Below are 14,807 nucleotides of genomic sequence, written 5' to 3'. Positions count from 1 at the left end.
TGAGATTGTCTATAAAAATTCTAGGGTAGGCGCCCGTTTGATAAGCCTCAAGGCAGCAGCATGCTCAAAAAACAGCGAAAGCGAGCGTTTGCGTTCATCGGTAAAACGGTAATCGATGGACGAATAGTAGTTTTCTACGACCGCTCGCGGCAAATCGACGGGGTACCGGGCAAGCCAGCGGTCAAGGCATTTTGAAGGGTTCTCGCGGAACCGTTCAATGCTTTCGCGAGTCGCCTGCAGGTAACGGTTTAAAGTTTGTTCTAAACCAGGTTCAAGAGCGCTCTTTGCAATAATCCAGGCGCCAAAGACAAACGGTACGTGTTGCCAATCCTGCCAAAGCGTACCCAAGTCGTAATCGTAGGCAAAGCGGTGGCGTTCGTTTTCTTCGAGCGCTTGGTCGCCAATCAGCAAGCACGCGTCATCGCTTGCGGCGTAAGGCCCGGCCTTGTATTCGGGCGAAAGTCCGAACCGTTCCTGCAGCAAGATTTTGAGCAGGTTGATAGAGGTCATGCTCTGCGCCGTAAGGCACACCGACTTGCGCGAAAGTTCTTCGATAGGCACCTTGGAAAACAGCTTTACGGAACGCACTTCAAAAGAACAGGACGTGCAAATGTCGGGCGCAAGCACAAAGTCTCCAGGCTGCTGCGCAAACGTAATCGACGACGCCGGCGACAAATGGATAGAACCGTTTTTCAGTCCCGCGCAATGCACGCTCGGCACTCCGTCCACAAATTCAACATCACTAAATTCAGACTCTCGACCAAGGAAGTCATGAAAAAACGGCGCACAGACCAAAAATGGGATTCGTCCAACTCGTAAAGCCATGTAAAAAAGTTAATTTTTCGCCACGACCTGCAACAGGGTCAAAATTCAAATAACAGATGAATAACCGATAATGGCTAAGGTATAATGGCTGTATTTCATGTAAAGAAGACATCGCTCGGCGACGACCAGACGTCTCTGGTGTTCAAGGGCAAGATTGTTGAAGGCCCAATTAGCAAGGGCATGACTGTAGAAATCCCCGTCACACAAGAGGCGGTGGTAAGAATGAAGATTTTTGATGTCGTCCTGTTCGAAAAGCAGAAGGACGAATCGAAGAAGGTCGGCCTGGTTGTTGATTTCAAGGATCTTCCGGATGACATGGAAGTGATCATGAGCTTGAACATCGCCGAAGAAGACCTGACAATTGTTAACGAGTAAGGCAATTCAGCCTTTTCGCACACAGGGATGATACAATGATCAATGAAAGACTGCGGGGAGTGAATTTGGGTGGATGGTTCAGTCAGGTAGACTGCATCCAGGAAAAAGATCCCGTAGGGTTTCCCGGGATCATTGAACACATCAAGACATTCCTCGGCGACGCGGATTTCAAGCGCATCCGCGGTGCGGGGTTCAACCACGTGCGCCTGCCGGTGGACTACTTCAACTTGTTCGACGAAGGAACGATCAAGCCTAAAGAAGAAGTTTTCGCTCTGCTGGACAAGGCCATCAAGGACATTCTGGCAAATGACCTGTACGTGATTCTTGACCTGCACAAGTGCCCGGGCCACGACTTTCACCTCGGCTCTTACCAGGAGCAGCCATTCTTTGTAAGTGCCGATGCCCGCAAGGATACCGCCAAGGTCTGGTCGTTTATGGCCGAACGTTACAGCGGCGAGTCCCGCGTGATGATGGAGCTCCTGAACGAGCCCGCTGCGGCCGACTCCCTGGTTTGGGACAAAGTAAAAGACGAAATTTTCTGGGCAATCCGCAAGCACGCTCCCAAGAACACGATCGTGGTCGGCAGCAACAAGTGGAACAGCGCCCACGAATTCAAGTACCTGACCCCGATGGACGACGACAACGCCATCTACAGCTTTCATACCTACACCCCGGTGACCTTTACGCACCAGGGTGCCGCCTGGATCAACGACCCGTTCTTCAAGATTGAACGCCCGTGGCCAGGCGACTACGCCGCTCCCGAGGCCGGTGCCACCACCCGCCTCAACGTGGAATTCGGTAAGTGGGACAAGGCCCGTCTGCAAGAAAGCATTCAGAACGCCCTCGACTTCCGCGCAAAGTACGACCTGCCCGTCGCCTGCAACGAATTCGGTGTGTACGTACAGGTGCCGAGAAAGTACCAACTCGCCTGGATGCACGACTTCATGGAAATCTTGCGCGACGCCGACGTAGGCTACAGCTACTGGAACTACAAGAACCTCGACTTCGGCATTGTGTCGAAGGGCGAATCGCTCCACAACAGCCTCGAGCAGTACAACAATCCGGACCGCCTCGACAACGAGCTCATGGAACTGCTCGCCAAGGGTTAACGGCAGCAAACAGCAAAATTAAAAAGCGCCCCGCGTTATGCGAGGCGCTTCTTTTAAATTCAACAGAAGGCTACTTACCGGCAGCGCGCTTCTGCATTTCACGGCGCTGGGCTTCGGCAAGCATACGAGCCATTTCAAGACGGCTGTCTTCCTTTTCCTTGCGCTTGGTTTCTTCCTTGCAGTTCACGCACTTGGTAGCCGTCGGCACGGCAATCAAGCGGGCCTTGGGAATGAGTTCGCCACAAACCTTGCAAATACCGAAGGTACCCTTCTTGATGCGCTTGAGCGCTTCTTCGAGGTAAACCAGATACTTGCCTTCGCGGGCAGCCAAGGAGAAGTTCGTTTCGAGAGCATTATAGTCAGTTGCCAGGTCGGCACTGTTCGATTCGCCACCTTCACCCGCCTGTGCCTGATTCTTGAACGTTTCGGTCTTATCGAAATCGGTCTGGGCCGTAACAATCTGCCTACGTTTTTCAATCAACATATCCTCAAAAAACTTGAGGTCAGCATCGCTCATTTTTACAGGTTTCTTTTCAGCCATGGTTTTCTCCTTGGTTGCGATTAAACTCGTTTGTACCAATAAAGTGATAAATAACTTTTTTTTCGGAAAAAGGGTAAACTTTTTTTAGAAAATATCAATATTAATATCCAAACCGCTCTTTTTGATGTCATTCAGCAGGGCATCCACGTCCTGAAGCAGCTTATCCAGTCCCTTGTTGAACGGGGAATCCTGACTGATAATCAAACCGGCGGTATTGTCGTCTTGCGTGAGTTTGCCCAAAACAGAGGCAGACTGTTCCTTGAGAGCCTTGACCGTTTCCAGCAGTTTGCGGGTGCGGTCCACCAAGTTTCCAAGATCGTGAACCTTGGCGGCTCCAGTTTGAGCGATAGCCTCCAAGGCAGCTTGGGCATTCCCCAGGCTGTGGTCGCATTCATCCAAGAGCGAATCGACCTGAGTTTTCCAGCTATTCACGTTCACCTTGGTCTTGCGGACAACCGTCTTGGCCTTTCTAGAAACGCGATCCAGCTGTTCTCCGGCCTGGCCATTCGAAAGCGAATCCATGACCGAGCGGGCCGAATCCTTCAGTTCGGCAAGGTCTGCCATGATAGCGCCAATCTTTTTGCCAAAGCCGCTCATGCCTTGATCAAAATGACCGATCAGCGTATCGCCCTGGTGCACAAGTTCCTTAGAATCGCCCGTAAGCACGCACATTTCGCGCTCGCCCATGAGGCCGGCCGTAATCAGGCGGAACTCGGAGTTCTTGGGAATGATTGTTTCCGCAAGGACTTCAAGCGTCACATAGACGGCGTCATCGGTCAGTTCCACCTTGGTAATCTGGCCGCACGGAATACCGCGCACTTTGACAAGATTACCCGGCGAAAGCGTACCGATTGCATCGTAAGACACAACGAAAGTGTAACGTTCATGGAACGGGCTAGACGGATGCAAGAAGAACCATGCCGCACTGCAAGATGCCACAATGATGACAAATACAATAAACGGAAACAGGTTCTCTTTGATACGTCTGGAAATTCTATTCATAGTAAGACCAATTCTGATTGTCGAAATCTAACAAATCATCGACATACTCGCCCTTGGCCTTGGCCTTAATCTTTTGCATTAGGGACTCATTGAAGTCCTGAGCCACGTTCTGACCGTTATATTTCATCAAGGTATTCATGGCAATGACCTCGGAAATCACGGTCAGGTTCTTACCAGGAGCCACAGGAATCACGACTTTGGGGATTTTGACCCCCATGACCTCTTCTTCCTGCTCGTTGAGCCCGGTACGGTCGTAACCGCCGTCGCGCTGCCATTGTTGCAACTCGACGATGGTTTCGATCTTCTTCACCTTGCGAATAGCATGGATACCGAACATGGAGCGGATATCGAGGATGCCCACGCCGCGGATTTCCATGTGGTGCTTGATCAAGGGGTCCGGACGTCCGATAATGGCGCGGCCCACATTACTGATATGGACAACGTCATCGGCCACCATGCGGTGTCCGCTTTCCACGAGGTCAAGCACGCATTCGGACTTACCCACGTTGCTGTCGCCCACATAGAGCATACCGACGCCGTAGACGTCGACCAAGCTACCGTGAATAATGGCATGCGGAGCAAAGAATTCTTCCAAGATACGCTGGGCGATCTTGTTGAATTCGTAAGTGTGAAGCGTGGTCGAGAACAGCGGGATGTTCAAGCGGTCACACATGGCCTTGAGTTCGGGGTGCGGCATCTGCGAATGCGTCACCACCCACATCGGGGCCTTGAATACAGACAAATTCTCAAAGACTTTCGCACGGCCTTCGGGGCCAATCGATTCCAAGTAGTTCCATTCCGTGTGCCCGACTACCTGAATCTGCTGCGAACTGTAAACCTTGGTGTAACCTGCCATGGCAAGGCCCGGGCGGTGAATACCGCTTTCGGCAATAGGGGCGTCCATAGCAGATTCCGGAGAATGGCAGGCCATTTGCAGGTCTCTGCCGTAATGCAAAAAAAAGTCCCGCACCAGGAGACGTTCCCGGTGCAGGATCTTTATGTCTTTTAATCTAGACTCAGCCACGATTGCAACCGGTTATACAACTTCGGAAACGGGCTGGGCACGGTGATCGTTCTGCTTGTCGTTTGCCTTCTTGAGCTGCACCTTGATGCGTTCGAGAGTGACATCAACAGCCTTGCCCATGTTTTCTTCGTCGGCGGAGGCAACAACCTGAGAGCCGGTAATGTTCACAGTAATTTCGCAATGGCGCTGATGTTCAACTTCGTGGTCAAGGATAACGGAGGCACTGGTGATATTCGGATAGAATCGAGCTAATTTGTCCATTTCTTCTTGAATACGATCCTGGAGTCCGGCAGAAGCATTAAAGTGACGAGCAGAGAACTGAATATCCATAATATTAACCTCCTTAAAAAGGGTTCTTATTTTATTTGTGGAGTTTTCCCCCACGTCTAGAGTATATACATCTTTTTTTGTTCAAAAACAAAGGGTTTTTCAAAAATTTTCAAAAAAATTTATTCCAAATTGGAATAATTGCTAAAAAAGCCGCCTTTTTGGGCGAAAAACGGCCTAAATGAGCTTTTTTCGCTTGCTGGCGGGCAGCAAATGCAGTTCTTCTTCGCGGTATTTTGCCACCGTACGGCGGGCAACCTTGATTCCCTGTTCCATCAGTTTGTCTGCAATCGCCTGGTCCGAAAGAGGCTTTTTCTTGTCTTCTTCTTCCACGAGCTTCTTGATGGCATCCAAGATGGTTGCCGAGCTGAGTTCTTCGCCATCGGGCGAGGAATCTTGCTTGACGCCTGAGGTAAAGAACTGCTTGAGTTCGAAAATGCCGTAGGGCGTGTCGACATACTTGCCGTTGACCGAGCGGTTCACGGTACTTACGTCACGTTTGATATCGTCGGCAATGTCTTGCTGCACCATGGGCTTCAAGAATGCCGGGCCCTTCTTAAAGAAATCCTTTTGGCGCTTGAAAATGGCCCGCATCACCAGTTCCATGGTCGTGTAGCGGTTGTCAAGCGCCTTGATAAATTCGACCGCCTTAAAGAGGTGCGTGCGCACGTATTCCTTGTCGGACTTGGAGGCTCCCTTGTCGTCAAGAATAGCCTTGTAGGTCTGGTTCACGCGCAGGCGCTTTTGCATCGAAGAGCGTACGGATTCGACTTCCATGTGACCATGCTTGTCGACCACCTTGAGGTCGGCGGCAATGGTCTGCACGCGGGAATTGGAAAGCTGGAAACCCGGATGCGGGTTAAGCTTTGCAAAGCTTGCGACCGCACGCTGCACGTCTTCGGTCGAAACGCCCAAGGCCTTTCCAATTTTAGCATAACGTAGCGCCAGCAAGTCATCGTAGCATTCTTCGAGAATCTTGATGCCAAGCGGCGGAAAACTCGGGAGGGCGTAAGCCTGAATCAAAAAGCATTCGCGCTGGTTGCGGGCGCCAATGCCGCGCGGATTAAAGCCCTGCAATACATGCACCGCTTCGCGCACCGGCAAGGAACATTCTTCCAGCGGGACTTCGTTACGGAGCATGGATTCAATTTCGTTAATCAGGGGATCTTCGGACGCACGAAGCGGGGCCACCTCGGCAGAAACTTCTTGCAGGAATCCGTTTTCGTCGAGAGAGTCGATCAGGTATTCCACCAGCGAACGGAATTTCTTTTCGGAGCAATTGCTTTGCGCAAGCTGCTCCAACTGTTCGCGAGTGCCCGACCAAAGCGAAAGCTGGTCGCGCAACTGGTCTTGCAGGCTTTTGCCATGATCCTTAATGGGGCGGTCCCATTCGTCATCGGAATCGTTACCCACGTTCAAATCCTTGAAAGGCGCGTCTTCGTTCATGGAGCCGTCTTTCAAGTACTGTTCGTAATCGATATCGTTGCTACCGTCCAAAAGGCTGCTGTCGCCTATGGCACTGTCTTCGAGGCTAGAATAGTCGCCAGAATCGTAGTCGTCAAAATTATCTTTAGCTTCGCGCAGCTCGGCACCAGAATCCGGAAGTTCGTCTTCGTGGACTTCGCGTTCTTCCATCGGGGCGGCATCGTCCAATTCCAGAAGCGGATTGGTTTCAAGTTCTTCTTTAATCGCGGTATCGAGCTCTAGGGAATTCTTCTGCAGAATTGTTACAAACTGCCTAAGCTGGGGCGAAAGATTTTGCTCCAGCCGCTGATTTGTACCAAGTTGAATCCCAATATCCACGAAGCCCCCTAACCTAAGCTAAAGCTATCGCCCAAGTAAATACGACGGGCTTCGGGGTCGTTCGCCAAATATTCCGAAGAGCCTTCGGTCAACACTTGGCTCTTGTACATAATGTAGGCGCGGTCGGTAATCGAAAGCGTTTCGCGCACGTTATGGTCGGTAATGAGCACGCCCATGCCGCGTTCCTTAAGGCCCGAAATAATGGACTGGATGTCCGCCACAGCAATCGGGTCGATACCTGCAAACGGTTCGTCGAGCAACAGGAACGACGGATCGCTCGCCAAAGCGCGCGCAATTTCCAAGCGGCGGCGTTCACCGCCCGAGCAGCTCATGGACTTGGTTTTGCGAATGTGCGTAATCTTAAATTCTTCAAGCAATTCTTCGAGACGGCGCTTGCGTTCAGAACGCTTCATGTTCTGCGTTTCGAGAATGGCCATAATGTTGTCTTCGACGCTGAGCTTGCGGAAGATTGAAGCTTCTTGCGGCAAGTAACCGATGCCAAGGCGAGCACGCTTGTACATGGGCTTGTCCGTCATTTCGATGTCGTCGAGGAATATATGGCCCGATTCCGGGCGTACCATACCCACAATCATGTAGAACGAGGTCGTCTTGCCGGCACCGTTAGGGCCGAGGAGTCCAACGATTTCGCCCTGCGACACGCGAATGGACACGTCGCTCACCACTTGGCGACCGCCATAGACCTTTCTCAGGTGCTCTGTACGAATGGTACTAACAAGATTCTTCATACGCTCTCAATTTACAAATCTTTCGGTGGGGCGACAGCCTTTTCGCGGAATTTTCGCAGCATATCCATTTTGGCTTTCATGTTTTCTGGCTTCGGATTGTCACCAGTCTGCACCTTGAGTGAATCTGCCGCCTTGGCCTTGGCAGCTTCGGCCTCTCTCTTGAGGCGTTCCGTTTTTTCCATGTCGATGTAACGACCGCTTGCCATGGTTGCGCTGCCCAAGAGTTTAAGCGACTTGACCGCATTCTTTTGAGCATCGAATAGAATGTGAATGGTATCACCAGCGGCTTCGTTCTTGCCCGAAACGGAGCGGTCCTTTTTCACATAGAAATACGTGCTCTGCGCCTTGCCCGAAACCACGGCCTTGTCCATTTTGCCTTGATGGAAATACAGATCCAGGCGGTCGCCATCCATTAGGTTGCGGTAATCCTTGAGGTCGGTTTCGTAGAAGAATCCGCGAGCGTTCAAGTTCACGTAAAGGCGCTCGATTTTGTCGTTGTTGAATTGCGCATAAAGGGTGTCGCCAAAAGCTTCGGTCACACTGCCTGGGGCATTACGCTTGGGTTCTTCTTGCTGCACGCCATGGGCATTGCGAATCACGAGTGCAGAACGAAGCGACTTGCCCGCAGAGTCCAGCACCAGGAAAATGGAATCGCCCGTAAGGTGGTAATTCTTCATGTCGCAAGTCGGATGGCCCTTCATGCTAAGCCAGTTGTTCTTGCGGTCAAAATAGCCCGTATCGCAAGTGACGATCATGTCGTTCTGCGTCACCTTTACCGAATCAAAAGCCTGTGCGAAGGAATCCTTCTTGTTGTAAATGATACGCTTGGCCGAAATCGTCACCGTATCGATTTTGCCGCTCTTCATTTTTTCGTACTGGTAAAGCTTGGGCTTTTGCGGCATGGTGAGGATTTCGTTTTCGCGGTCGTATTCCAGATATTCGCCCGTAAATAAGTAGGAATTTGCCGAGTCGCCGGCATGCACATCGTTCGAGGCGGTTGCAATTCCGGATTTCTTTCGATAGAAGCCGTTTACGGCCTTAATGTAGCCCGAGGGGTGCGTGAACAGGAACCCGCCGCTACATTGCACGCTTTCGTCGTTCTTGTTCCAGAAGGCGCGCTGTGTGCGGAACTGGATGCTGTCATGAATAAAGTGCACTCGTCCTTGCAGCAAGAGCGTTCCGCGCTTGCGGGCGACAGCAAGGCTGTCGGCATGTTTCATGATCAAGGGCGAGGTCTGCGCGGCAGCACTTGTCGCTAGCAGGGCGGCAAGCAACAAAGGTAAAAGACGCAAAATCATTCGGCGTCCCTCGGCTTTGCTTTGGCGCGTTCACTCCGGTTCTTGATTTTTTTGAACAAGTCCATTTCCATTTTGGTGGCTGCTTTTGCGGCAGCCTTCTTCAAGGAATCCGATTCTGCAGATTTTGCTGCAGATTGCGTCGCGGAACTTGATACAGGAGCAGCACTAGGGGCAGACTTGGCAGTAGGTGCAGGAGCAGGGGCGGGTGCCGGGTTTGCCGCCTGAGCACTGTCGCGGGTTTCAATTTCTTTTGCCTGGGACTTGTCTTCTTCTTTTAAGCGGCGGGCGGCATCTTGGAAAATACCCGTTACGTTCGAAAGAATGCGCCAGTTGTCCATGTGGGCGTCACTTACAAAGCCGCGGCCTTGCAAAACGTCACCTTCTTCGCTCACCACGCGCACGTAGCTTTCAGTCGTCACCAGGTTGTCACCCTTGTTCCAAATCAAGGAGTCCGAACGCACCGAAGCTCCCTTAGGCGTAAGGGCGTAAACATGGCCATAGGCATACACGTAAGTAAACTTCAAATCCATACGGCCGGAATCGGCACGCAAGAAAGCAGTACGTTCTCCGAGAGAATCGTAAATATCCACCAACACCGGGCGCACAAACACGACTTCTTTGTCGCTCCAGCGTTCCAAATAAGCGGTTTTAAGTTTCCAAGCCAGCACACCCTTGTCGTAGCTATCCATAAGGGTGGTGTCGGTAAAAAGCATTTCAGGGCGCTCTACCTGCAGCCAGGGCTTTTCTTCTTCAATTTCTTCGCAAGCGGTCACAACGAGACCGATCAGCAATAAAGGTATCAACGCCCACTTTTGAAGAATCATAGGCCAAATATACATAATTTGATTTTCTATTTTAATCACATGAAACCTACTATTCTCGGCTTTTTGAAGAAAGTGGCGGCCAGCGTTGCCCCCTTCCAGAAACTGGTTCTTATTTCGCTTGCGGCCTGGGTCACGCATATTCTGCTTCGCGTACTGCTCCTGTTCCGCAGCAACCCCTACGGATTCCCGTTTGTCTCTAAGCCGGACTGGTTCATTTTCCACGCCGTGTGTATCGATTTCATGTGGATTATGAACGCCCTCGTGGTGTTCCTGATTCTGGGTGGCATCGTTTACCGAATTACCGCCGCCAAGGCGACAGCCAAAGCGATCGTCGTGAAAATCGCCACAGTACTCTATGCCGTTTTCCATACCGCGATTTTGCTCCTGACCCTTTTAGATAACGAAACCCAGCGATTCCTGGGCGGCCACCTGACTTTCGGACTTGTGGATACTTACAAGGACACGTCTTCGATTATCGTGTTCTACGATTATGTGGCGAACGATTTGTCAGTACCGTACTTGCAGTTCGTGGTGCTTGCGCTCATGCTCCCGCTGACCTACATCGTTTACAGATTGCTTTGCAAGTGGTACCGCCCGGACGACGGCTTCTACGTGAAAAAATCCGCAATCGCGATGCTTATATTCTACATAGCCTCTTACCTGTTCGTTTACTTTATCTGGACTGGTAACGCCCGCATGACAAAGCTCCGCCCAGTTGTTTCGCTGATTTATAACGACCTGTTTGTCGCCAAGAAAACAGTTGGGCTCACGGATGCTGACCTTGGCAATTACCGTGCCGCTTACCAAAACTTGTGGCAGAAAATTGAAGGCGATTCCGATTGGGAATTCTCTGACGCCAAGGAAGGCAACGGGCTCCCGCTTTACCGCGTGCCGAGCGCAAGCCTCTTGAACAGCGAAAAACTCAAGGCCCAGCGCGCAATGCAACCGAACTTTATTCTGGTGCTCATGGAATCGCAGCGCGGCCGCAATACGGGCTACATGAATCCGCAAATTCAGCCCTCGCCCACGCCCTTCATGGATTCGCTCGCTGCCCATTCCCATGTGTGGATGCGCATGCATACCAGCGGCGTTCCGACTACAGGCGGTGTCCTTTCGACGCACATCGGTATTCCGCATCACTCTCGCTTGGCTCAGGCAACAGACCTTGCCCACGTAACGCTCCCGAGCTTTGTGCAAGTCCTGACTGAAAACGGCTACAGCACGCATTACATGTCGGCCGCCGACCCCGCCTGGGATAATCTGGGCGTATGGATGTCCAAGTGGTACACCACCGAACATTACAACCGCGAACGCGAAGACGATTCCACCTTCATCGACAACGCGATTGAATACGTGCGCGACACTCTTTCTAAAGAAGGCAAGCCCTTCCTTGCCACCCTCATGACGCGTTCGAACCACTACCCGTTCAACTTTGCCGCCGGCATGACCGACGAACAAAAGAACCGTCCGTTGCAGGAACGCATCAACGTGACTATGAATTACGCCGACAGGCAAATCGCCCGATTCTTCCATTCGATCGAAAACGAGGAATGGTACAAGAACACCTACGTGATTATCATGGCCGACCATGGTTTCCCTCTGGGAGAAAACGGCGTTTCAACAATGAACGGCGGCGGATTTTCGAACGTGAGCTGGATCCCGTTCTTTATTCACGGAAAAGGACTTGACGCTGTACGCGACACCACAACCGCAGCGCAAATCGACATTGCGCCCACCGTGCTTGAGCTCGCCGGCTTTGCCGTCCCGAACATTTTTATGGGACACAACTTGCTGCGCGGAAACGTAACGAAGGCTGACTCGGTCACCAACGATTCTGCGGCAATTGATTCTACGATTGCTCCGCAGGCACCGCAAGTGCTCGCGGGCCTTTCGCTCGGAGCATACTCGGGTTATGCGGCCATCGGGCTGGATGGTTACCGCTTTATCGCAAAGTACCCCGCCCAAGACGAAACGCATATCTTCGCTGACAGCGACCTGCGTCAAGAAAACGAACTCACCGGCAAGCAGCAAAACGAAGAAGGCCGCTTGTCAGCGACCCTCGATACATTGCTGAAAATTTCTGACTATAGCCTCGAAAAAGGCCTGTAAAAGACGACGTTATATACTAAGCCGAAGCTAGAAGCGAGCAGAACGACGCCGCAGGACCGAAGCTGTACAATTTAACTACAGTCAAAGTCAGAAGCGAGTATAGCAAGGCCGCAGACCCCGAAGCCGTATAAATAATACGGCGAGAGGGTCGAGAACGCAGCTAGACGATGCTTATGGCTTTGACTACTTTTTCTTGAGCCAAGAACCGCACAGATACATACAGAATACAATGCTCGTGATGAGGAACATCGCGATGCTAATGCAAGCGAGGTCGCCAATACCCTTCAGGCCGCGGTGCGTCGTGAACAAGAATCCTACGAAGCCCGCGATGGTCGTTGTGGAACTTGCCATCACGTTACGGCCGGTGGTATCTATCAACTGACGCAGAGTCATGCCCTTATTATTGTCGGATGTCCACGAGGTAATCATGTGGATGGTGGCATCGATACCGATACCGAGAGCCATCGGAATCACAATCACGTTGTAGATACTGATTTTACCGAATTCGAACATGTCGGTGAGGAATCCGAGAAGGCCTAGCGTGAGCAATGCTCCCATACCAAAGGCGACGCAACCGGCCAAGAAGTATTTCGGCTTGCGGAACGAAACCACCAGCGTACCGAAAATCACGAGGATGATCACGAGCGCGAGCCTGAAGCTATCCTTCTTCACAGAGTCAATCACGTCAGAGAGAATGAACTGCGACGAGAACGTACGGAGATCTTCGCCGTCGAAATTCCAGTGGCCATAACGCTCCTGGAAACGGTGCAACGCATGAGCGTCCCAGCTCGGGAAATCGCCGTAGATAAAGCCAATCTTACCGTAGCTTCCGTCTTTTTCGCGTAGCAAGTCCAAAGTCCAGCTCGGGACATCTTCGGGCGTAAAGGGTTCTTCGACGGCAGAAAGTTTACGCAAGTTCGCAATGTTCACGGAATCATCGCCTTCGGCGCGGTCAAAGACGCGGGCTTCAGCGAGGTCGCGAATTTCTTCGATAATTTCGAGACGGGCCTTCTGCGAATCCATGGGCGGCACAAAGCTCTTGAGCGTGAGGAAGCTTCCAAGAGTCGAATCGTGTTCCACATGCAGGCGCACCATCAAAGTGTCGTAAAGCTTGTCGAGCTGTTCGGGCTTGGAACCCATCACGGCCGCCGGCGTTGAGGTCACGGCCTTGCCCGTTGCGCGAGTCACCTTCGTAGAAATCTTGTTCTTCGAGGTCGATACGTTCGTCGAGACGCGGCGCAAGTTACGCAGGTTGTGTTCGAAGTCCACATCTTGTGCAAACCAAATAGAAACTGCACCGAGAGCAAAGCCTGCAAAGGCCAAGTACTTGAAGAACTTGAGAATCTTCGCTTCGTCCCAAGACTTGGGCAACAACGAATTATCCGGAGCCTTCGGGATACCGCCCATGCACTTCACGAGCACCGGCAAGAACAGCACCGAGGTAAGCATACTGAACAGCACACCCATCGAGGCCACCACGCCGAATTCATAGAAGCCGCGGAAATGAGCCGCCAACAATGTGAGGAATGCGGCAATTGTCGTAAAGCTTGCAAGGATAAACGGTTTGAGCATCTTGCGCTGGGCCGCTTCCAATACCTCTTCGAGAGTCGCATACTTGTGCATCAACTTCTGCGAAGTCCCCAAAATATGAATGGAGTAGTCGATACCGATGCCGAGAATAATGGAGGCGACAAACACCGTGAACGGATTCAGCTTTCCGTAGAAGAGGGCAGTAAACGCAAGCGTCGGGAGGCAGGCGTACAGCACCGATGCCGTCACCAGAATCGGGCCCTTCACGCTCCTGAAGAAGAAGATGGTGAGGAAGATAATGAGCACCAGGCTGATGCCAAACGAGAAAATAGAATCGTTCGCAACTTCGTCCACTTCCTTGAGGCCTTCGTAAGTGCCTTCCACCGTAAAGCGGGTCGGCACCGGGTACGTCTTGCCGCCGAAATAAGCGAGCAGGGAATCGGTACGAGCCAGAATATGCGTCACAAATTCATAGTCGGTAGAGGGCTTGATGAGTTTCGCGTTCACCACGCCGTTATAGAGAATCTTGCCAGTGCTGTCGGGGCGCGGCGAACCGACCAGGCGGTTCTTGAGTTCAGAAGGAATCGTCGACTTGGAATCCCATTCCACTTCTTCGTTCGAGGCGGCCTTCGCATCGATTGTGTCGCCCTTGGATTTCTTGAAGAATGCGTCAAAGGCACTCACCGCTTCGTCAGGGAGACCCAATTCCTGCGGCAAGTTTTCATCAAACCACACGCGTTTCTTTTTCGCAGGCGCGGCACCTGCAGAAGCATTCGTAGAATCAGCGACTGCCGCAGAATCACCGCTCAGCAAATCCACAACAAGCGGACCATTCTTACGGCCAATTTCAAGTTGCAGGTCTTCCAGATTGTCGCGGATATTTTCCAAATGCTTTACCGGCAAGTAAAGCAATGCATTATCCTTGAAGAACTGGTTGTCGTTATCGACCTGAGTCGAAACGAAATCGCCTTCCCAATTCTTGTGGATGTATTCGGCAATAGAATCTTGCAGGGCCACCACCAAGTTCAAGTCTTCGCTCTGGATTGCGATCATGAACTTGTCGGTAGAACCAAAGCGCAAATACGATTCTTCGAGCGCCTTTACGCTGGGAGTATCCTGAGGCAACAAGTGCGAAAGATCCGCGTCCAGTTTAAGGCCTGGCTTAAACAAGATAGGAATGGCAAAAATCACCGCAAGAATCAGGTAAAAGGCAAGAGCCTTGTACTGGTGCTTGCAAATGAGGGGAATGTACCAATTAGAAAATCTTTCGGGAATCGTCTTTTTTGTAGCCATA

General features: G+C 51.6%; 13 protein-coding genes. 3 read left to right on the top strand and 10 right to left on the bottom strand.

Going from position 1 to position 14,807, the window contains the following annotated elements; genetic code table 11:
• Positions 1-9 precede the first annotated feature (9 nt).
• Positions 10-825 carry a menaquinone biosynthetic enzyme MqnA/MqnD family protein gene (locus tag QZN53_RS04990; RefSeq protein WP_163437790.1) on the bottom strand — a complete coding sequence of 272 codons (816 nt, stop codon included), beginning with the start codon at positions 823-825 and terminating at the stop codon, positions 10-12.
• A gap of 84 nt (positions 826-909) precedes the next feature.
• Here QZN53_RS04990 and QZN53_RS04985 point away from each other — a divergent pair, with 84 nt between their 5' ends.
• Both QZN53_RS04985 and QZN53_RS04980 read left to right on the top strand, forming a co-directional pair.
• Positions 910-1,200, top strand: a complete 291-nt coding sequence (locus QZN53_RS04985; protein WP_072798334.1) for a hypothetical protein — start codon at positions 910-912, stop codon at positions 1,198-1,200.
• Between the two features lie 35 nt (positions 1,201-1,235).
• The gene (locus QZN53_RS04980; protein ID WP_163437789.1) at positions 1,236-2,309 is read left to right on the top strand and encodes a glycoside hydrolase family 5 protein; all 1,074 of its coding nucleotides are present in this window, start codon (positions 1,236-1,238) and stop codon (positions 2,307-2,309) included.
• Between the two features lie 70 nt (positions 2,310-2,379).
• Here the strand turns inward: QZN53_RS04980 and QZN53_RS04975 are convergent, their stop codons facing one another.
• From QZN53_RS04975 to lptC, 8 genes are all read right to left on the bottom strand, one after another.
• Positions 2,380-2,850: a TraR/DksA C4-type zinc finger protein gene (locus QZN53_RS04975; protein ID WP_072798329.1), complete on the bottom strand. Its 471-nt coding sequence runs from the start codon at positions 2,848-2,850 to the stop codon at positions 2,380-2,382.
• Positions 2,851-2,934: 84 nt separating this feature from the next.
• Complete coding sequence (locus QZN53_RS04970) at positions 2,935-3,852, bottom strand: MlaD family protein (protein WP_163437788.1); 918 nt, start codon at positions 3,850-3,852, stop codon at positions 2,935-2,937.
• A complete protein-coding gene (gene hprK, locus QZN53_RS04965) occupies positions 3,845-4,822 on the bottom strand; it encodes an HPr(Ser) kinase/phosphatase (RefSeq protein ID WP_294651938.1) in 978 nt (325 codons plus the stop codon). Before hprK ends, QZN53_RS04970 begins: the two co-directional genes overlap by 8 nt.
• Before the next feature lie 66 nt (positions 4,823-4,888).
• Positions 4,889-5,206 carry a ribosome-associated translation inhibitor RaiA gene (gene raiA / locus QZN53_RS04960; protein ID WP_072979834.1) on the bottom strand — a complete coding sequence of 106 codons (318 nt, stop codon included), beginning with the start codon at positions 5,204-5,206 and terminating at the stop codon, positions 4,889-4,891.
• Between the two features lie 174 nt (positions 5,207-5,380).
• Positions 5,381-7,006, bottom strand: coding sequence for an RNA polymerase factor sigma-54 (gene rpoN, locus QZN53_RS04955; protein WP_163437787.1), 1,626 nt, complete (start codon positions 7,004-7,006; stop codon positions 5,381-5,383).
• A gap of 8 nt (positions 7,007-7,014) precedes the next feature.
• Entirely contained in the window at positions 7,015-7,752 is a 738-nt protein-coding gene (gene lptB, locus QZN53_RS04950; RefSeq protein ID WP_088626871.1) for an LPS export ABC transporter ATP-binding protein, read from the bottom strand.
• 11 nt (positions 7,753-7,763) lie between these two features.
• Complete coding sequence (locus QZN53_RS04945) at positions 7,764-9,050, bottom strand: hypothetical protein (protein WP_294651935.1); 1,287 nt, start codon at positions 9,048-9,050, stop codon at positions 7,764-7,766.
• Entirely contained in the window at positions 9,047-9,874 is an 828-nt protein-coding gene (gene lptC, locus QZN53_RS04940) for an LPS export ABC transporter periplasmic protein LptC (RefSeq protein WP_294651933.1), read from the bottom strand. The genes QZN53_RS04945 and lptC overlap by 4 nt, the downstream gene beginning before the upstream one ends.
• Positions 9,875-9,913: 39 nt before the next feature.
• On the opposite strand from lptC, the gene QZN53_RS04935 reads away from it, so the two are divergent.
• Entirely contained in the window at positions 9,914-11,983 is a 2,070-nt protein-coding gene (locus tag QZN53_RS04935; protein WP_163437785.1) for an LTA synthase family protein, read from the top strand.
• A gap of 183 nt (positions 11,984-12,166) precedes the next feature.
• On the opposite strand, the gene QZN53_RS04930 is transcribed toward QZN53_RS04935, so the two are convergent.
• Positions 12,167-14,806, bottom strand: coding sequence for an MMPL family transporter (locus QZN53_RS04930; protein ID WP_163437784.1), 2,640 nt, complete (start codon positions 14,804-14,806; stop codon positions 12,167-12,169).
• Position 14,807: the final 1 nt, after the last annotated feature.

The organism is uncultured Fibrobacter sp. (assembly GCF_900316465.1).
Lineage (GTDB): Bacteria > Fibrobacterota > Fibrobacteria > Fibrobacterales > Fibrobacteraceae > Fibrobacter.
This window is presented reverse-complemented; position numbering and strand designations above follow the sequence as displayed.

Bases quoted from the DNA above. Each gene is read 5' to 3' on its own strand.
- lptC (WP_294651933.1), bottom strand. From the start codon at position 9,874: ATGATTCTTCAAAAGTGGGCGTTGATACCTTTATTGCTGATCGGTCTC.
- QZN53_RS04990 (WP_163437790.1), bottom strand. From the start codon at position 825: ATGGCTTTACGAGTTGGACGAATCCCATTTTTGGTCTGTGCGCCGTTT.
- QZN53_RS04945 (WP_294651935.1), bottom strand. From the start codon at position 9,050: ATGATTTTGCGTCTTTTACCTTTGTTGCTTGCCGCCCTGCTAGCGACA.
- QZN53_RS04930 (WP_163437784.1), bottom strand. From the start codon at position 14,806: ATGGCTACAAAAAAGACGATTCCCGAAAGATTTTCTAATTGGTACATT.
- QZN53_RS04935 (WP_163437785.1), top strand. From the start codon at position 9,914: ATGAAACCTACTATTCTCGGCTTTTTGAAGAAAGTGGCGGCCAGCGTT.
- QZN53_RS04985 (WP_072798334.1), top strand. From the start codon at position 910: ATGGCTGTATTTCATGTAAAGAAGACATCGCTCGGCGACGACCAGACG.
- QZN53_RS04980 (WP_163437789.1), top strand. From the start codon at position 1,236: ATGATCAATGAAAGACTGCGGGGAGTGAATTTGGGTGGATGGTTCAGT.
- raiA (WP_072979834.1), bottom strand. From the start codon at position 5,206: ATGGATATTCAGTTCTCTGCTCGTCACTTTAATGCTTCTGCCGGACTC.
- QZN53_RS04975 (WP_072798329.1), bottom strand. From the start codon at position 2,850: ATGGCTGAAAAGAAACCTGTAAAAATGAGCGATGCTGACCTCAAGTTT.
- QZN53_RS04970 (WP_163437788.1), bottom strand. From the start codon at position 3,852: ATGAATAGAATTTCCAGACGTATCAAAGAGAACCTGTTTCCGTTTATT.
- lptB (WP_088626871.1), bottom strand. From the start codon at position 7,752: ATGAAGAATCTTGTTAGTACCATTCGTACAGAGCACCTGAGAAAGGTC.